This window comes from Rhodococcus sp. PvR099 (assembly GCF_017833315.1).
GTDB lineage: Bacteria > Actinomycetota > Actinomycetes > Mycobacteriales > Mycobacteriaceae > Rhodococcus_G > Rhodococcus_G oryzae.
In genome coordinates this window covers 2,712,391-2,729,554 of sequence record NZ_JAFIBV010000001.1, presented here as the reverse complement: position 1 = coordinate 2,729,554, position 17,164 = coordinate 2,712,391, and the positions used below count along the sequence as shown (strand labels likewise).

Annotated in this window: 24 protein-coding genes; 15 read left to right on the top strand and 9 right to left on the bottom strand. The window is 68.8% G+C overall.

Features of this window, described 5'->3' with window-relative positions; all coding sequences use genetic code 11:
* Window positions 1-25 precede the first annotated feature (25 nt).
* On the bottom strand, window positions 26-952 hold the full coding sequence (locus tag JOE46_RS12405; RefSeq protein WP_209927393.1) for an AEC family transporter: 927 nt from the start codon (window positions 950-952) through the stop codon (window positions 26-28).
* Window positions 953-1,074: 122 nt separating this feature from the next.
* Between JOE46_RS12405 and JOE46_RS12400 the strand changes: the two genes are divergently transcribed.
* The gene (locus JOE46_RS12400) at window positions 1,075-1,863 is read left to right on the top strand and encodes an RsiV family protein (RefSeq protein ID WP_097213982.1); all 789 of its coding nucleotides are present in this window, start codon (window positions 1,075-1,077) and stop codon (window positions 1,861-1,863) included.
* Window positions 1,864-1,993: 130 nt separating this feature from the next.
* On the opposite strand, the gene rpsR is transcribed toward JOE46_RS12400, so the two are convergent.
* Genes rpsR through rpmB form a run of 4 tightly spaced genes read right to left on the bottom strand, consistent with a single transcriptional unit; the run spans window position 1,994 to window position 2,986 of the window.
* Entirely contained in the window at window positions 1,994-2,257 is a 264-nt protein-coding gene (rpsR, locus tag JOE46_RS12395) for a 30S ribosomal protein S18 (protein ID WP_027500792.1), read from the bottom strand.
* Between the two features lie 20 nt (window positions 2,258-2,277).
* Window positions 2,278-2,583, bottom strand: coding sequence for a 30S ribosomal protein S14 (gene rpsN, locus JOE46_RS12390; protein ID WP_209927391.1), 306 nt, complete (start codon window positions 2,581-2,583; stop codon window positions 2,278-2,280).
* Between the two features lie 2 nt (window positions 2,584-2,585).
* Window positions 2,586-2,750, bottom strand: a complete 165-nt coding sequence (gene rpmG / locus JOE46_RS12385; RefSeq protein ID WP_027500790.1) for a 50S ribosomal protein L33 — start codon at window positions 2,748-2,750, stop codon at window positions 2,586-2,588.
* Window positions 2,750-2,986, bottom strand: a complete 237-nt coding sequence (gene rpmB / locus JOE46_RS12380; protein ID WP_209927389.1) for a 50S ribosomal protein L28 — start codon at window positions 2,984-2,986, stop codon at window positions 2,750-2,752. Before rpmB ends, rpmG begins: the two co-directional genes overlap by 1 nt.
* A gap of 84 nt (window positions 2,987-3,070) precedes the next feature.
* On the opposite strand from rpmB, the gene mrf reads away from it, so the two are divergent.
* From mrf to JOE46_RS12320, 13 genes are all read left to right on the top strand, one after another.
* Complete coding sequence (mrf, locus tag JOE46_RS12375) at window positions 3,071-4,384, top strand: ribosome hibernation factor-recruiting GTPase MRF (protein WP_209927387.1); 1,314 nt, start codon at window positions 3,071-3,073, stop codon at window positions 4,382-4,384.
* Window positions 4,381-4,632 (top strand): type B 50S ribosomal protein L31, encoded by a 252-nt coding sequence (locus JOE46_RS12370; RefSeq protein ID WP_097213985.1) that lies wholly within the window; start codon window positions 4,381-4,383, stop codon window positions 4,630-4,632. The genes mrf and JOE46_RS12370 overlap by 4 nt, the downstream gene beginning before the upstream one ends.
* A 37-nt stretch (window positions 4,633-4,669) precedes the next feature.
* Window positions 4,670-4,843: a 50S ribosomal protein L32 gene (rpmF, locus tag JOE46_RS12365; protein WP_097213986.1), complete on the top strand. Its 174-nt coding sequence runs from the start codon at window positions 4,670-4,672 to the stop codon at window positions 4,841-4,843.
* A 69-nt stretch (window positions 4,844-4,912) separates the two neighbouring features.
* A complete protein-coding gene (locus tag JOE46_RS12360) occupies window positions 4,913-5,524 on the top strand; it encodes a trimeric intracellular cation channel family protein (RefSeq protein ID WP_097213987.1) in 612 nt (203 codons plus the stop codon).
* A gap of 72 nt (window positions 5,525-5,596) precedes the next feature.
* Window positions 5,597-6,283: a response regulator transcription factor gene (locus JOE46_RS12355; protein ID WP_097214007.1), complete on the top strand. Its 687-nt coding sequence runs from the start codon at window positions 5,597-5,599 to the stop codon at window positions 6,281-6,283.
* Complete coding sequence (locus JOE46_RS12350; RefSeq protein ID WP_209929093.1) at window positions 6,283-7,770, top strand: HAMP domain-containing sensor histidine kinase; 1,488 nt, start codon at window positions 6,283-6,285, stop codon at window positions 7,768-7,770. The genes JOE46_RS12355 and JOE46_RS12350 overlap by 1 nt, the downstream gene beginning before the upstream one ends.
* Window positions 7,771-7,876: 106 nt before the next feature.
* Entirely contained in the window at window positions 7,877-9,280 is a 1,404-nt protein-coding gene (locus JOE46_RS12345) for a S1C family serine protease (protein ID WP_097213989.1), read from the top strand.
* 110 nt (window positions 9,281-9,390) lie between these two features.
* Window positions 9,391-9,888, top strand: coding sequence for a molybdenum cofactor biosynthesis protein B (locus JOE46_RS12340; RefSeq protein WP_037176160.1), 498 nt, complete (start codon window positions 9,391-9,393; stop codon window positions 9,886-9,888).
* 2 nt (window positions 9,889-9,890) lie between these two features.
* Window positions 9,891-10,070, top strand: coding sequence for a hypothetical protein (locus tag JOE46_RS26970; RefSeq protein WP_097214008.1), 180 nt, complete (start codon window positions 9,891-9,893; stop codon window positions 10,068-10,070).
* Window positions 10,071-10,511: 441 nt separating this feature from the next.
* The gene (locus tag JOE46_RS12335) at window positions 10,512-11,183 is read left to right on the top strand and encodes an MspA family porin (protein ID WP_077042645.1); all 672 of its coding nucleotides are present in this window, start codon (window positions 10,512-10,514) and stop codon (window positions 11,181-11,183) included.
* A 62-nt stretch (window positions 11,184-11,245) separates the two neighbouring features.
* A complete protein-coding gene (locus JOE46_RS12330) occupies window positions 11,246-11,923 on the top strand; it encodes an MspA family porin (RefSeq protein ID WP_097213990.1) in 678 nt (225 codons plus the stop codon).
* 295 nt (window positions 11,924-12,218) lie between these two features.
* Entirely contained in the window at window positions 12,219-12,878 is a 660-nt protein-coding gene (locus JOE46_RS12325) for an MspA family porin (protein ID WP_209927381.1), read from the top strand.
* Window positions 12,879-12,956: 78 nt separating this feature from the next.
* Window positions 12,957-13,643, top strand: a complete 687-nt coding sequence (locus JOE46_RS12320; RefSeq protein ID WP_209927379.1) for an MspA family porin — start codon at window positions 12,957-12,959, stop codon at window positions 13,641-13,643.
* A 253-nt stretch (window positions 13,644-13,896) separates the two neighbouring features.
* On the opposite strand, the gene mscL is transcribed toward JOE46_RS12320, so the two are convergent.
* From mscL to JOE46_RS12300, 4 genes are all read right to left on the bottom strand, one after another.
* Window positions 13,897-14,289 carry a large conductance mechanosensitive channel protein MscL gene (gene mscL, locus JOE46_RS12315; protein ID WP_209927377.1) on the bottom strand — a complete coding sequence of 131 codons (393 nt, stop codon included), beginning with the start codon at window positions 14,287-14,289 and terminating at the stop codon, window positions 13,897-13,899.
* 96 nt (window positions 14,290-14,385) lie between these two features.
* Window positions 14,386-15,075 carry an SAF domain-containing protein gene (locus JOE46_RS12310; protein WP_209927374.1) on the bottom strand — a complete coding sequence of 230 codons (690 nt, stop codon included), beginning with the start codon at window positions 15,073-15,075 and terminating at the stop codon, window positions 14,386-14,388.
* Window positions 15,076-15,164: 89 nt separating this feature from the next.
* Window positions 15,165-15,461 (bottom strand): FmdB family zinc ribbon protein, encoded by a 297-nt coding sequence (locus JOE46_RS12305; protein ID WP_209927373.1) that lies wholly within the window; start codon window positions 15,459-15,461, stop codon window positions 15,165-15,167.
* Between the two features lie 88 nt (window positions 15,462-15,549).
* Window positions 15,550-16,143, bottom strand: a complete 594-nt coding sequence (locus tag JOE46_RS12300) for a 5-formyltetrahydrofolate cyclo-ligase (protein WP_257017507.1) — start codon at window positions 16,141-16,143, stop codon at window positions 15,550-15,552.
* An 87-nt stretch (window positions 16,144-16,230) separates the two neighbouring features.
* On the opposite strand from JOE46_RS12300, the gene JOE46_RS12295 reads away from it, so the two are divergent.
* Window positions 16,231-17,151 (top strand): UTP--glucose-1-phosphate uridylyltransferase, encoded by a 921-nt coding sequence (locus JOE46_RS12295; protein WP_097212237.1) that lies wholly within the window; start codon window positions 16,231-16,233, stop codon window positions 17,149-17,151.
* Window positions 17,152-17,164 lie beyond the last annotated feature (13 nt).

Here is a 17,164-nt window from a genome sequence, read left to right as displayed (position 1 = left end):
GGCCGTCCCCGCGAGTGTCGGCGGGTCAGGCCAGCGCCCAGGCGACGAGCGCGATGGCGGGGATAGAGGCCAGGGTGGTGACCAGGGCGGTGTCGCGGGCGAGCACCGTGCCGCGCTGGTAGCGGCTGGCGTAGACGAACACGTTCTGCGCGGTCGGCAGCGCGGAGACGACCACAACTGCGAACAGGTCGTGGCCGTCGAGGCCGAGCAGGAACCGGGCCATCAGGTAGGCCAACATCGGCTGGACCAGGATCTTGAGCACCGAGGCGAGCGCGATCTCGCGGCGGGGACTGACGCCGCGTTGCAGCACGCGGACCCCGTACAGCGACAACCCGAAGGCCAGCAGCGCCCCGGGCACGGAGGCGCCGCCGATGAGCCGGAACGGCTGGATCAGCGATTCCGGCAGCGTCCAGCCGGCGATGGCAACCACGAGTCCGGCGATTCCGGCGACCACGATGGGGTTGAGGAACGGGGTGATGAGGGTGTCGCGGATCGAGGTGCCCTTGCGGGTGGTCGCCAGGTCGAGCGCGGTCAGCGCGATCGGGGAGTACACCACGATCTGGAACAGCAGCAGCGGTGCCACGAACGATGCGTCGCCGAGCACGAACACCGAGATCGGGATGCCCAGGTTGGCGGAGTTCACGTAGGAGGCGGCCAGCGCCCCGATCGTGGATTCGGGCAGGGGCCTGCGCAGCCAGCCGAGCGCGATCGCCAGGTACACGCCGCCGACCGCGAAGGCCGTGGCCGCGGCGACCGCGAGGGTGGGGGAGAAGACCGTCGCCAGGTCGGCGGTGGCGAGGGTGTCGAAGAGCAGCGCTGGGGTGGCGACGAAGAACACCAACCGCCCGAGCACGAATTCGCCGTGCTCGCCGAGCACCCGTGTCCGGCCGAGGATGTAGCCGATGGCGATGACGACGAAGATGACCGTGAAGCCCGCGAACACACCTGACACCCCGCGGACCTCCTCATAGAACCCGCAAGAGTCTAGTCGTCCGCCACGCGGAGAACTCCGGAGCGCCTCGCGGGACCGGCGCTGGGCGCATCATGGATCCACCCGTCGAGAGGAGTGCACCCATGCGAGCGTCCCGCATCCTGCGCCGAGGAGCCGTGGCGCTCGTGCTCGTCGCCGGCCTTGCGGCCTGTTCCTCGGGCGGCGGTGGGACCGCGGTGCCCGAGCCGTCAGCGGTGCAGTCGTCCGCGCCGGCGGTGACGTCGGAGGTGACGCCCTCCACGGCCGACGGTCCGCAGGCCTCCGGGCCGTACATCGCGACCACCAGCCGGTCGACCGGCGACACCGGGCGCGTTCGTTACGACGTCACGCTCCCGCGGATCGAGGGCGGCAATCCCGCGGTGGCCGCCGAGTTCAACGAGTCCGTCGCGGCGGCCTTGCAGGACCAGATCGACGGCCCCGGCGATGAACGGTTCACGTTGGAGGGCCGGGAGGCGTTCGCCCGGATCGGGGGTCGGGTGGTCAGCGGCCTGCTGGTGACCTCGTGGAATGCCAACCCGCCCGGGGCGCACCCCACCCCGCTGGTCGCCACGGTGGTGGTGGGCGTCGACGATGCTCAGCCGATCACGCTGGCGGCGTTGTTTCCCGACCTGCAGGCCGGGCTGAACCGGCTCTCCGAGGAGTCCGCTCGGTTGCTGCCCGCCACCGCGGCCGGTGAGGAATTCGAGCGCGAGGGGATCGCGCCAACCGAGCTCAACTTCGCGAACTGGCTGCCGACGCCCGCCGGGATGGAGGTCCACTTCTCGGACTACCAGGTGGGTCCGCACGCGATCGGGTTGGTGGTGATCACGGTGCCGTGGGACCGCCTGGCCGATGTCGTCGACCCCGCGCTGCTCGACGTGGTCCGCAGCTGACGGTCGAGTGTGCAGTTGTCGGGGCAAATGCCGGGAGGGCGCGTGGGTAGCTGCACACTCGGCGAGGCGCCCGGGAACGCAGAAGGCCGCGCAGTCCTTGCGGACTGCGCGGCCTCGGGTTCTGCGCTGACTACCGGCTGGTGCTGGTGAACGGCAGCAGGGCCATCTCGCGGGCGTTCTTCACCGCGACGGCAACCTGACGCTGCTGCTGCGGGGTCAGGCCAGTGACGCGACGGCTACGGATCTTGCCGCGGTCGGAGATGAACGTGCGGAGCAGGTTCACGTCCTTGTAGTCGACGTGCGTGATCTTCGCCGCGAAAAGCGGGTTCTTCTTGGGCTTGCGGCCCGCGTCAGCGCCGCGCGGCTTCTTGGACGGGGCTCTCTTGACTGCCATTGCTTCCCTTACGGCTCGAATTACCAGCTGGACTTGCGGACGCCTGGCAGTTCCCCACGATGGGCCATCTCGCGCACACGCACACGAGACAGGCCGAATTTCCGTAGGTGACCTCGCGGACGTCCGTCCGCAGCGTCACGATTTCGCAATCGTACCGGACTCGCATCGCGCGGCAGACGCTGCAGGGCGGTGCGGGCGCTCGCATGCTCCTCGTCGGTGCTCGACGGTCGCCGGATGACCTCCTTCAGTTCGGCCCGGCGCTCGGCGAACCGGGCGACCACGAGCTTGCGTTGCTCGTTCTTGGCGATCTTGGACTTCTTGGCCATGCCTAGCGCTCTTCCCTGAAATCGACGTGCCTGCGGACCACCGGGTCGTACTTGCGGAGCACCATCCGGTCCGGGTCGTTGCGGCGGTTCTTGCGGGTGACGTAGGTGTACCCGGTGCCCGCTGTGGACTTGAGCTTCACGATCGGACGGATCTCGTTGCGCGCCATCAGACCTTTCCTCCCCGTGCGCGGATCCGGGCCACGACGGCCTCGATGCCGTCCCGGTCGATGGTCTTGATGCCCTTCGCGGACACGGTGAGCGTGATGCGTCGGCCCTCGCCGGCCAGGTAGTAGGTCCTCTTCTGGATGTTCGGGTCCCACCGGCGGTTGGTCCGCGTGTGGGAGTGGGACACGGATTTACCGAATCCCGGTTTGCGTCCGGTCACCTGGCAGTGCGCCGACATGGTGTTCCTCCTGAGCCCTCTCGCATAGAGATGACAATCATTTTCGACAACAGCGTGAGTTCACTGTAGCGTTGCTATCAGCTAATGACAATCGTTATCGAAAGAGGTGTTGAGGTGAGTGATCCGCGGACGCCGCTGGTTCTGGTGTCGGGGTGGACGGACGCCGTCGACGCCACCGCGCGGGCCCTACTCGGCGACGGAACCGTGCTGGTGCATCACGATCTCGGTCACCTGGGGGAGGGCGTCCTGCGCCGCACGGTCACCGGGACCGACGGCATCGTGCGGACCCACATTCTCGAGCTCGCCCACGGCTGCGTCTCCTGCACGCTCCGCGAGGACCTGCTGCCCCTGCTGCGCCGCCTGCACGCGCGCAGCTCGGTCCGGCGGATCGTGCTGCACCTGGACCGGGCGCTCGAACCCGAGGCGCTGTGCTGGGCGATCGAGCACGTCGCGGTCGCGGGAGTGGTCGGGCAGATCGACGGTCCGGCATCGCGCGACGTGCGGGTCGAGGCCGTTGTCACCTGCATCGACGCCGCGACCTGGCTCGACGACGCGACCGGCGACGACGGGTTGGACGATCGGGGACTGACGGCGGGCGGCGACGACGAGCGCACGGTCGCGCAGCTGGTCGTCGGGCAGGTCGACTACGCCGACGCCCTCGTGGTCTCCGGTCGCGCGGCCGACGGCTGGGCGCAGGCGAAGCTGCACGCGGTGCTGACCCGGCTGGCGCCGTCGGCGCCGATCGACTGGGTGGCCGAGGGCGGCGCGGTCGAGGCCGAGCGGCTGCTAGCGCGGATTCCCGCGGGCGCCAGGCGAGGCGAGGTCGGCGACGCACACTCGGCCCTGCTGCGTGGGCAACCGCCGCTCGACGAGGACTGTGGCGTCTCGATCATCGAGTTCACCGCCGATCGTCCCTTCCATCCGGAGCGCCTGCACGAGGCCGTCGACGTGCTGCTGGACGGCGTGGTCACCGCGCGCGGCCGACTGTGGTTGGCCACCCAGCCCGAGCACGTGTGCTGGCTCGAATCCGCGGGCGGCGGGCTGCGGGTCGCCGCCGCCGGACGCTGGCTCGCGGCGATGACCGCGGCGGAGCAGGAGTCGGTGTCGACCGCACGCCGGGCCATGGCGGCGCTGCGCTGGGACGAGCGGTTCGGCGACCGCGACACCTCGCTGATCGTGCTCGTGCACGCCCCGGACCCGGACCACATCGACCGGACCCTGCGGTGGGCCCTTGTCACCGACGAGGAACTGCGGCACGAGTCCGACTGGGGGAACTGGCCGGACCCGTTCGGGGAATGGCACGAGGACCCCTGCGGGGACGGGGACACCGACGGCGGGCCAGGACAGCAGGCAATCGACTCGCTACCCGGCGAGACCAACAGAGAGGATCGCGCATGAAGAACGGCATCCACCCCGACTACCACCCGGTGGTCTTCCAGGACTCGGCCACGGGGTCGACCTTCCTGACCAGGTCCACCGTCGTCAGCGACCGCAGCATCGACTGGGAGGACGGCAACCGCTACCCCCTCGTCGTGGTCGACGTGACCAACGAGTCGCACCCGTTCTGGACCGGAGCCGCCCGGCTGATGGACACCGCGGGCCGCGTCGAGAAGTTCGAGCGCCGATACGGCAAGCGCGCTCGCTGACGGCCTCACCTGACACAACAGAAGGAGCGAACAGGAAATGGCAGTCCCGAAGCGACGCATGTCGCGCTCGAACACCCGCAACCGCCGAGCCCAGTGGAAGGCCACCGCACCGGACCTGGTCGAGGTGACCGTCGGTGGGGTGTCCCACCGGGTGCCGCGGCGACTGGTCCGTGCGGTGCGGCTCGGAGTCTACGAACCCGGCGCGCGCTGACCCGATGGCCGTCGGCCGGTCCCGGACCGGCTGACGGCTGACCGCCCGCCGCCGTGGCACCCTGGACCGGTGCTGCTCAAGGTGCTGGAGTTGATCGGCGTCGTGGCGTTCGCCGCCTCCGGCGCCCTCGTCGGTGTCAGCAAGCGCCTCGACATCTTCGGGGTCTGTCTGCTCGGGGTGTTCACCGCCATCGGCGGCGGTGTCATCCGCGACGTGCTCCTCGGCATCCACCCGCCGACCGCGCTGAACACCTGGCCGAACTTCACCACCGCGTTGGTCACGTCCGTGATCGTGTTCTTCCTGCACCCGGCGGTCTCGAAACTGCGCCGCGAGATCCTGGTGCTCGACGCCATCGGCATGGGGCTGTTCGCCAGCAGCGGCGCGGTCATCGCGCTCGCCGTGGGCGCCAGCAATCAGGCCGCGTGCCTGATCGGGGCGACCACCGCGATCGGCGGCGGCGTGCTGCGCGACATGCTCGTCAACGAGATGCCGCTGCTGCTGCACCGCGATCTGTACGCGGTGCCCGCGCTGATCGGGTCCACCGTCACGGTGGCGTGCCTGGAGTTCGGGCTCACGCCGAACCTCGGGCTCGTGGTGGGCACGGTGTCGGCCTCGACGGTACGACTGCTCGCGCTGTGGCGGCACTGGAACCTGCCCGGCCCCCGGGTGTCCGAGAGCTGAGGGGTCACAATTGACCGCCGCCGCTCAGACCCCTCTCAGCGTGATCTCAGTTCGTGGGGTCAAACTGTGACCATGCGCATCCTGGTGGTCGACGACGACCGTGCCGTGCGGGAATCCCTCCGCCGATCCCTGACCTTCAACAGCTACACCGTCGACCTCGCCGTCGACGGCGTCGACGCGCTCGAGAAGGTCGCGGCGGCGCGACCCGACGCGCTGGTGCTGGACGTGATGATGCCGCGCCTCGACGGGCTCGAGGTGTGCCGGCGGCTGCGCAGCACGGGTGACGACCTGCCGATCCTCGTTCTGACGGCGCGGGACTCGGTGTCGGAGCGCGTCGCGGGCCTCGACGCGGGTGCAGACGACTACCTGCCCAAGCCATTCGCGCTCGAGGAGTTGCTCGCCCGGCTGCGCGCGCTGCTGCGCCGTGCCACGCCCGACGTGGGGGCCGAATCGGAGGCGATGACCTTCGAGGACCTCACCCTCGACCCGGTCACCCGCGAGGTCACCAGGGCGGGCCGCTCGATCAGCCTCACTCGCACCGAGTTCTCACTGCTCGAGATGTTGATGGCGAATCCGCGCCGGGTGCTCACCCGCAGCCGCATCCTCGAGGAGGTATGGGGCTACGACTTCCCGACCTCGGGCAACGCACTGGAGGTGTATGTGGGCTATCTGCGGCGAAAGACCGAGGCGGAGGGGGAATCCCGCCTCATCCACACCGTGCGCGGTGTGGGCTACGTGCTCCGGGAGACGCCCCCGTGATGGTTGCCCCCTTCGGTCGGAACGGCACGGCCACGAACGGCACTGGCGTCAACGGCGAGCAGGCACCGATGCCCGAGATGCGGCCACCGATGCCGCTGACGCGGTCGGTGTCGCTGCGCTGGCGCGTCACCCTGCTCGCGGCCTCGGTGGTGGCGATCGCGGTCGCGGTCATGGCCATCGCCGCGTACGCGGTGGTCTCCCGCGCGCTCTACGCCGAGGTCGACTCGCAGCTGCGTACCCGCTCGGCCACCCTCATCGACAACAACCTCGACGCGATGGACTTCCGGTACATCTCGCTGGCCACCTTCTACTCGGACGACATCAGCGTCGCGCTGATCTTCCCGGACCAGAACGTGTACATGCCGCCCGGCTCCAACGCGCCGATCGGGAACGCCGAGATGTCGGTGGCCAAGGGCGAACACGACAGCTCGCTGCGCACCGTCGACGGCCAGCGCGTGCTCACCCAGCGGACGAATCTCGGCAGCACCCTGGTGATCGCGCAACGCCTGGCCACGACGGGGGAGGTGCTCGATCGGCTCGCGTGGGTGCTGTTCACCGTCGGCGGTTGCGGAGTCGGACTCGCCGCCCTGGCCGGAATGGCAGTGGGACGAACAGGATTACGACCGATCGCGCGTCTCACCGCGGCCGCCGAGCGGGTCGCCAAAACCGACGACCTCACCCCGATCCCGGTTACCGGCAACGACGAGTTGGCGCGGCTGACCGTGTCGTTCAACACGATGCTGCGGGCGCTCGCCGAGTCGCGAGACCGGCAGAGCCGGCTGGTCGCGGACGCGGGCCACGAACTGCGTACACCTCTGACCTCGCTCCGCACCAACATGGAATTGCTCATCGCGGCGGGACGCCCTGGGGCGCCGCAGATTCCGGACGAGGACATGGCGGAACTGCGCGAGGACGTGGTCGCGCAGATCGAGGAGCTCTCCACCCTGGTGGGCGATCTCGTCGATCTGGCCCGGGAGGATGCGCCCGAGACCGTGCACGAGCGGATCGATCTCAGCGACACCGTGGAACGCTCGCTCGAACGGGTCCGTAGGCGGCGCAACGAGGTCGACTTCGAGGCACACACGACGCCGTGGTTCGTCTACGGCGACGGTGCAGGCCTCGCGAGGGCCGTGCTGAACGTGCTCGACAACGCGGCCAAGTGGAGTCCGCCCGGCCAGGCAGTCCAGGTCCGGATGCAGCAGCTCGACGGCGGCCACCTCGCGCTGACCGTCGCCGACGCGGGCCCCGGCATCCCGGAGGAGGACCGACAGCTGGTGTTCGAGCGGTTCCACCGGTCGACCGCCGCCCGGTCGATGCCCGGATCCGGGCTGGGGCTGGCCATCGTCCGGCAGGTCGTGGTCAAGCACGGCGGCACCGTCGAGGCGGGCCCGTCCGAGCTCGGGGGCGCGCTCATCACGATCGTGCTGCCGGGAGAGGCCGAGTTCGTGCCGGGCGGACAGGCGACAGGAAGGGTCTCGGCAAACTGACAGCCTGATCTCAGCGCCCTCTCAGACCGCTCGTGCAGAGTCGTGAGTAACGAGATCGAACACAGTGCGCCGAGGGCGCGCAGGGGAGAAACGGATACCAAACGCGATGACCGACGACCGCAGCAGTCAGCCGAACCAGCCGCAGCCGGGCCATGAGCCGGCGCAGCCCAGCCACCAGTCGACCCCGCCGACCGTCGGAATGCCGCAGGCGGGCCACGAGCAGGCGTCGGCCGAGCCGACCGCGGCGTACCCGCAGTACCAGCAGCCCTATCAGCAGCAGGGGTACGCGCAGGCGCCGTATGGCGCCTACCGGCCGACCGAGCAGTACCCGACCGCGGGGGCAGGCGCCACCGCCCCGACCGCGGACGCGGCCACCGCTCTCGGTGCGTCCACGACCACCAAGCCCCGGCCCTCCCGCGTCGCCCTCGCCACCGGTGCGATCGCGCTGGCCCTGGTCAGCGGCGGTATCGGCGGCCTCGCGGGCGCCTGGGCCGCGGGCGACAGCTCCGGGCCGGTCACGAACTCGCTGAACGCCCCGCAGGCCAACGCCAAGCCGGCGGCGAACGCGCCCGCGGGCTCCGTGCAGGCGGTGGCGCAGAAGGTGCTGCCGAGCGTGGTGCAGATCCAGGTCGCGGGCAGGCAGGCCGAGGGCGAGGGCTCGGGCGTCATCCTGTCCTCGGACGGGCTGATCCTGACCAACAATCACGTCGCGGCGGGCGCAGGGCCGGACGGCAAGATCATGGTCGCGTTCTCCGATGGATCCACCGCCTCCGCCAAGCTGGTCGGCACGGACCCGATGTCGGACCTCGCGGTGATCAAGGTCGACGGCAAGAACGACCTGACCCCGATCGAGCTGGGCAACTCCGCCGACCTCCAGGTCGGTCAGGGCGTCGTGGCGATCGGCTCGCCGCTCGGTTTGGCCGGCACCGTCACCAGCGGCATCATCTCCTCGCTGAACCGGCCGGTGTCCACCAGCGGGGAGGCCGCGAACCAGAGCACGGTCATCGACGCCATCCAGACCGACGCGGCGATCAACCCCGGCAACTCCGGTGGGGCGCTCGTCGACATGGAGGGCAAGCTGATCGGCATCAACACGGCGATCGCCACGCTCGGCGGCGCCCAGGCGGGCGGCCAGCAGGGCGGCTCGATCGGCCTCGGATTCGCGATCCCGGTCGACCAGGCCCGGCGCATCGCCGACGAGCTGAGCAAGACCGGCAAGGCCTCGCAGGCGATCATCGGTGTCACGGTTCCCTCCAAGGATGATTCGCACGGGGCAGGCGTCAAGGACGTCTCGCCCGGTGGTCCCGCCGAGCAGGCCGGGATCCCAGGGGGCGCGGTGATCACCCGGGTCGACGATCGAGTCATCGACAGCGGTGACGCCCTGATCGCGGCGGTCCGCTCGCACGCGCCGGGGGACAAGGTGAAGATCACCTACACCGACGCCAAGGGACTCGGCGAAAAGACCGTCGAGGTCACCCTCGGCACCGCGCCGACGCAGGGCGGTCGCTGATGTACCCGACGAACGGCCGTGCCGACAGGCACGGCCGTTCGTCCGTCGCGGTCCGGCGGATTCACGGGCGGTCGGGGCCGGCCGTGGTGCCGGGCACTACCGTAGGAGTCATGGACATCGAAGCCACACTTGCCGGGCGGGCCCTCGTCGTGATCGTCGACGACCGCGCTGCCCACGGTGCAGAGGTCGACGCGATCGGACCGCTGGTCACGGAACTGCTCGGAGAGGCGGGCTTCCTCGTCGACGCGACCGTCGCGGTGTCGGCGGACGAGGTGGAGATCCGCAACGCACTCAACACCGCGGTGATCGGTGGTGTGGATCTGGTCATCTCCGTTGGCGGAACCGGGGTCTCGCCCCGCGACGTCACCCCGGACGCCACCGCGGCGGTGCTCGACCGTGAGATCCCGGGCATCAGCGAGGCGCTGCGCTCGTCGGGCCTGGCGGCGGGAGCGCTCGACGCCGGGCTGTCCAGGGGACTCGTCGGGGTCTCCGGCAGTACCCTCGTGGTGAACCTGGCATCGTCCCGAGCGGCCATCCGCGACGGGATGGCCACACTCAGCCCGCTCGCCGGTCACGTGATCGGGGAGCTCTCCGGGATAGAGGACTAGTCATCGCCGACCGCGCCGAGAACGCACCCAGCCGGGACCCGATCGATCGGGCCCGGCTGGCGCGCGTTTTCGGCGATGTCCTGCCCGAGACCACCCGGGACGAACGTTCCGAGGGCTCGGCCGATGACTCCTCGTCGGCCGACGATTGGCTGCGGCGACAGGTTCCCCCTCACCACGGCTGATCCCGTTTTGTCCGATTGCGAAAATCGGCCGAGGAAGCCGCGACATTGACGGCGATGAAACGCCGGGTGAACACCTTCCCCCGCGAAATTGTCAACCCTTCCGTCGCACGTTTCGCCGAATGGCGAAACACAACCTTGACGAAGTGGTGCGGCTCACCGGGTTCTGCGGTTCTCCAAACGTTGCCATGCTGGTCAGGCGTGGTTAATCTCCTCCGCGAGTCAGTACAGGAACAGGGTCGGCGGAGCTCAGAAATGCGCGTCTGCCGGGAGCTTTTCCCCCGAATTCGGGGGAAATATCTCCGGCGAATCTCAGCCCCGCATTGATCACCTCGAGTTCACCTCGTGGTCACCATTGTTGGCAATACTTCGCCGGGCCGTATGGACCACTCATCAGCCTCGGCGGTCGAGGTTGAGAAGTAGCAGAACCTTTGAGGGGAACGAATGAGCGAGAACCGCAAGTCCGGCCTGCGCCGTGGCGCCCGCATCGCAGGCGCAGGCGCCGCTGCGGCGGTGGCGATCGGCCTGATGTCCACCGGTGCGGCGCAGGCCGACACCCTGGTGCCGCTGCCCGACGGGCAGAAGGCCGGACCGGGAGCGGTCGTCTCCCGCACCGGAGAGAGCGCCCTGATCTCTCCGTCGCTGGCCGCCAATGGCGCCGGCCGCACCGCGTGGGTCTCGGGCACCGTCACGGCGGACGTCAAGGGCATCACCAAGGAAGGCGAGGTGGGGCCGTTCAACGGTGCCACCAACGACAAGGGCACCAACAACTCCTCGACGCACGGGGTCTCGCGGATCAGCACCGGCTACATCGTCGGGTGCCAGGTCGACATCACCGGCCTCGGCGGCTCCATCGGCGCAGGCATCGACCTCTCCGGTCCCTCGATCTCCGGTTCGCTGACCGTTCCGGTCTCGGCCGGCCAGGTCAAGTTCGTGAATGTCGCGGGCAAGGACATCAAGAAGAACGGCAAGTACTCGGTCCAGTACCAGGACACCCAGCTCGAGATCCAGAACTGCGGCGGCTTCGCCCAGGCTCGTTCTTACACGGTGGTCGAGATCGTCGGCGACAACTACTCCAAGACCACCCTGTACGGCCAGCCGTTCAGCATCGGCTGACCTGACCTTCTTCGCCCACACACTTTCTCGCATTCGCGAACCCAGACCCTCAGAGGGGAACAATGAACGCCAGTAAGAACGGCCTGCGCCGCGGGCTGCAGACCGCCGCCGTCGGTGCCACCGCCGCGATCGCCCTCGGCTTCCTGTCCGCAGGCGCGGCAAACGCCGACACCTTCGTCCCGCTGCCCGACGGCTCGATCACCGAGACCCTCGTCGACGGCACCGTCGTCACCGTTACCCGCACCGGCGAGTCCGCCAACATCTCCCCGGCGATGGGATCGACCCCGCTGCACCGCAACGTGTGGGTCTCCGGCTCCACCAAGGTCGAACTCTCCGGCGCCAACGCCGACGGCGGCAAGATCGAGCCCGGCTACGTGGTGGCCTGCCAGCTGACCCTCGGCGGCAAGGGCGGCGCCGACACTGGCATGTCCTCCAACTGGGAGGGCGAGAGCGTCAAGCAGACCGCCAAGAGCGCGGGCAACCTGTCCATCGCCCCCGGCCAGGCCAAGAACGTCAAACTCCTCGACCTGGAGAAGGCCGACGACTTCGGCGGCGAGTCGCACTCCGGCGCCAACAGCTTCAAGGGCAAGAGCGGCAGCGTCACCTGGGCCGACTCCACCCTCGGCGTCGAGGGCTGCGCCGGCTACGCGCAGGCCCGCTCCTACGTGAAGGTCACCGCCAACACCAAGAACGTCAGCAGCACCATCACCCTGTGGGGACAGCCGTTCAGCCTCGGCTGATCTCAGACCCAACGAACCATCGGTGAGATGAATCACAAAACAGTCAAGGCCCAATCACGAACGGGATGAGACCTAATCACGCTCGTGTGATCGGCCGGCAGAAGCCGGGGACGAAACGGACATTTCCGTCGTCCCCGGCTTTTTGCTGTTACCTGGGTCACCCCCTCAGTTAATGATGTGTAAAAGTGAGGTTTCCGATCTATTCGTGGGGTGTTCAACCATTTAGCTTTGCGGGGCAACCGTGCTCACCGCCTGGTCAGGCGAGAGGTGAGCGCTAGACCTGTGAGGGGATTCAATGAGCGAGATCCGTAAGCGCGGCATCCGTATTGCTGGCGTCGGTGCTGCCGCGGCCGTGGCGATCGGCCTGATGTCGACCGGTGCGGCGCATGCCGACACGTTTGTGCCGCTGCCGGACGGGCAGAAGGCCGGGCCGGGTGCGGTGGTCTCCCGTACCGGTGAGAGTGTCCTGATCTCGCCGTCGCTGGCCGCCAATGGTGCCGGCCGCACCGCGTGGGTCTCGGGCACCGTCAGCGCCGATGTCACCGGTGTCTCCGGTGAGGGCGAGGCGGGTCCGTGGAACGGTGCGACGAACGACAAGGGCACCAACAACTCCTCGACGCACGGGGTCTCGCGGATCAGCACCGGCTACATCGTGGGCTGCCAGGTCGACATCACCGGTCTCGGTGGGTCGATCGGGATGGGCGTGAGCATGGACGGCCCGTCGATCTCCGGGTCGCTGACGGTCCCGGTCTCGGCCGGCCAGGTGAAGTTCGTGGGTGTCGCGGGCAAGGACATCAAGAAGAACGGCAAGTACGCCGTGCAGTACCAGGACACCCAGATCGAGATCCAGAACTGCGGCGGCTACGCGCAGGCCCGCTCATACACGGTGGTCGAGATCGTCGGCAACGACTACTCCAAGACCACCCTGTACGGCCAGCCCTTCAGCATCGGCTGACACGCGCCGTCCACTCTTCCTTTCGTCCATCCCTTTGCTCGCGGTGACGCGAGCTGACCGACCCTGAACAGGGGAAACATGAACGTCTCCAGCATCGGCCTGCGTCGCGGGCTCAAGACCGCCGCGCTCGGCAGCGCCGCCGCCATCGCTCTCGGCTTCTTCTCCGCGGGTGCGGCGAACGCCGACACCTTCGTGCCGCTGCCCGGCGGCACCATCACCAAGACGCTCGCCGATGGCACCGTCGTCACCGTCACCATGTCCGGCGAGTCCGCGAACATCTCCGGCTCGATGGGCGCGACCCCGCTGCACCGCAACGTGTGGGTGTCGGGCTCGGCGAAGGTCGAGATCTCCGGCGGCTCCGGCGCCGAGGGCGGCGACATCGAGCCCGGCTACATCGTGGCCTGCCAGCTCACCCTCGGCGGCGAGACCGGCCACAACGTCGGCGGCGGCACCACATGGGCCAACGAGGACGGCGACGCCGAGATGACCGCCGACAGCGCAGGCAACATCTCCATCGGACCCGGCGAGGCCGCCAGCTTCGCGGTCCTCGACCTCGAGTCCGCCGACGACTTCGGCGGCGAGTCGCACTCCGGCGAGCACTCCTTCGAGGGCGCCACCGGCAGCGTCACCTGGGCCGACTCCACCATGGGCGTCGAGGGCTGCGCCGGCTACGCGCAGGCCCGCTCCTACGTCAACGTCACCGTCGACACCGAGAACGTCAAGGGCACCGTCACCCTCTGGGGACAGCCCTTCAGCATCGGCTGATCAGACGCCGCTAGCGACTGCTTGCATGTCGCTCGAAACTACGCCGCTAGCGACTGCTTGCATGTCGCTCGAAACTACGCCGCTAGCGACTGCTTGCAGGTCGCTCGAAACTACGCCGCTAGCGACTGCTTGCAGGTCGCTCGAAACTACGCCGCTAGCGACTGCTTGCAGGTCGCTCGAAACTACACCGACCTGATCTGGAAACGTTGGGCCCGTACCGAATTCGGTACGGGCCCAACGTGTGTCCGCCTCCTCAGCTCCGATGTCTTGCGGTGTCGCTGCCCAGCAGGTCGCGGATCTCGGTGAGCAACTCGATGTCCGTTGCCTCCTTCTCCTCCTGCCTCATGTACCGCTCCTTGGTGTGGTTGTAGGGAACGATGAGGATGAAGTACACGACGGCCGCGATGATGATGAAGTTGATCGCCGCGGTGATCACGGCGCCGATGTTCACGAACGTCTCCGGGCTGTCGGTGATCTGGAAGCCGAAGCCCATTTCGTTCGAGCCGCCGAGAGCGGCGATGAGGGGTTCGACGATATTTGTGGTGAATGCGGTGACGATGGCGGTGAAGGCCGCACCGACGATCACCGCGACGGCCAGGTCGAGCACGTTTCCCTTGAGCAGGAAGTCCTTGAAGCCCTTCAACATGAGTTGGGTCTCCGTTCCGTCGGCTGGTGATGCTCTCGGACAGGGAAATGCTATGGACACCGGACCTCGCGGGGCAACCGGACGACCGTCCGGGCGTCAGTGGAACGTGACCGTCAGCGCTGTCGACAACGAGGCCGCGGCGACCGTGGTCGCCTCGCCTGCGGGCAGCGCGAGCATCACAACCCGCTCGCGTGCACCTCGGGCGGAATCATTGGGGGACACCAGGATCACCGTCGCGGCGGAGGCCAGTACCCGGGCGTCGGGCTCGGGCCCCTCGGTGTCGGAGTTCACGGTCAGCACGTCCACCCGGTCGCCCTCGCGTAACAGGTCGGTCACTTCGGGGTCGGCGAGTCGGATCGGAACCACGCGGGAGTCGGGCGAGTTGGTGGCCGCGTCGGCCAGACGGGGACCGAGCATGCGGAGGTCGGTCAGGGTCTCGCCCGCCCTGGCGGGGCCGGTCAGGGTGTGGCCAATGGCGTCCTCGATGCCGCGCAGGGCGCCCGTGGGCACCGTCGCGGCGCCCAACTGCACGAGCCGCACGTCGTCGGCGCGCAGGACCAGGCCGGGCGTCAGGTCGCGTGCGGCCGTGACGACGGCCACCTGATCGTCTGACGGGTCGCCGCGCAGCAGCAGGATCACGGCGGTCAGGGCCAGTGCGCCGGCGAGCACCCGGCGGGCGACGGCGACGCGGGCCGATCCCGGCCGGGTCAGTCGGGAGAGCCGGTCGGCCCATGTCGGGTCGAGCCGGTCGGCGCGACGGCTGCCGGGGATCGGTGCGCGGTCCATGGGGCCACGCTAGGGGCCGTGGCCGGCCGTCGGAGTCGCCGCAGGGCGCGCCTGTGGAGGGATCGGATGGCTGTGGAGAACCTAGGGGGCTAGGTGGCAGACGAGGTCGCGCTCGCGGTGGACGTCGACGTGCTGGTCGACGGGCTGCTCGCGGGGGTCGAGGACGCCGACGAATCGGACTTGGCGGGCTCGCTGGCTGTGCCGCCGCTACCGCGGCTGTCGGTGCGGTAGAAACCGCTGCCCTTGAAGACGATGCCGACGGAGTTGAACAGCTTGCGCAGCTTGCCGGAGCACTCGGAGCACACGGTCAGGGTGTCGTCGGTGAAGGACTGGACGATGTCGAACCGGTTGCTGCATTCGGTGCAGGCATACGAGTAGGTGGGCACTGAAGGATCCTCCGCACGGGGTACTCAGGCCTGGGTGGTGATACGGCAGGCGTTAGCACTTTACAGTCAGGAGTGCCAACGCCGGTAATCAGCTTCCTATTCCCAGTGCACGAAGCCCGCCGACCGGGGTGAGGACCCAGCCGACCCGGATGTCGTGTGACTCGTCGGGCAGCTCGCCGACTACTTCGTCGTCGCGGACCACCGCGATCAGGCGGGCGGCCGGATCGGCGAGGTCGAGGGTCCGGTCGTAGAAACCCGCGCCCCGACCGAGACGGACCCCCCGTTCGTCGACCGCGAGCGCCGGGATCAAGATCGCCTTCGCCTCCGAGATCGCCGAGGGCGGTAAGTGCGGCTGCCCGGGTTCGCGCAGGCCGAACGGTGCGCTGACCAGGGCCTCGGTGCCGTGATACTCCGCCCAGTACAGCGGGCCGGGATCCCTGGCCACGGGCAGCAGGACCCGTCCGACCCGAGGCAGGAGGGCGTCGAGGAGCGCCGTCGATCCCGGTTCGACCCCGACCGGCACATATGCGCAGACCGTGGCGTCGGGTCCGAGCGTGTCGCCGAGCGCCGTCGCTGCAGCGGCGAGGGCGCGGTCTTCCGCCTCCCTGGTCACGGCGTCGCGTGAACGACGCGCGGCGAGCACCCTGGCCCGCCACTGCGCTTTCGTCGTCACCTCGGTCACCGATGCCACCCTGTTCCCCTGATCCGCGTTCCCATCGTGCTCACCCTAGAATCCGGTGCGCACGGACGAGATGGATAGGGTGTGCTCATGACACAGGCCGGCACCAACAAGAACAGGCACTTCCGCACGGCGGTGGTGCCCGCGGCGGGTCTGGGCACCAGGTTCCTGCCCGCGACCAAGACGGTGCCGAAGGAATTGCTGCCGGTGGTGGACACGCCGGGTATCGAGCTGGTCGCCGGTGAGGCCGCCGATTCCGGTGCCAGCAGGCTGGTGATCGTCACCTCGGAGGGCAAGGACGGGGTCGTCGCGCACTTCGTCGAGGACCTGGTGCTCGAGAGCAAGCTCGAGGCCAGCGGCAAGTCGCACCTGCTCGAGAAGGTCCGCAAGGCGCAGGGCCTGCTCGAGGTGGAGTCGGTGATCCAGGAGGAGCCGCTCGGGCTCGGTCACGCCGTCGGGTGCGTGGAGTGCGTGCTCGACGACGACGAGGATGCGATCGCGGTCCTGTTGCCCGATGACCTGGTGATGCCGCGTGGGGTGCTCGAGACGATGGTCCGGGTCCGGGAGAAGCGCGGCGGCAGCGTGTTGTGCGCGATCGATGTGCCCAAGGATCAGGTCAGTGCGTACGGCGTCTTCGATGTCGAGGAGGTGCCGGACGCTACGAATCCGGACGTCCTCAAGGTCGTCGGGATGGTGGAGAAGCCGAAGCCGGAGGATGCGCCGTCGACGTTCGCGGCGGCGGGCCGGTACCTGTTGGACCGGGCCATCTTCGATGCGTTGCGCCGGATCACCCCGGGTCAGGGTGGCGAGTTGCAGTTGACCGATGCGATCGCGTTGCTGATCTCGGAGGGACACCCGGTGCACGTGGTGGTGCACCGTGGGTCGAGACACGACCTCGGAAATCCCGGAGGCTACCTGCGGGCTGCGGTTGACTTTGCCCTGGACAGTGACGAATACGGTCCTTCACTGCGCGACTGGCTCACCCAGAGACTGCGGCAGACGGGACATTAGTGGGGTCGGGAGG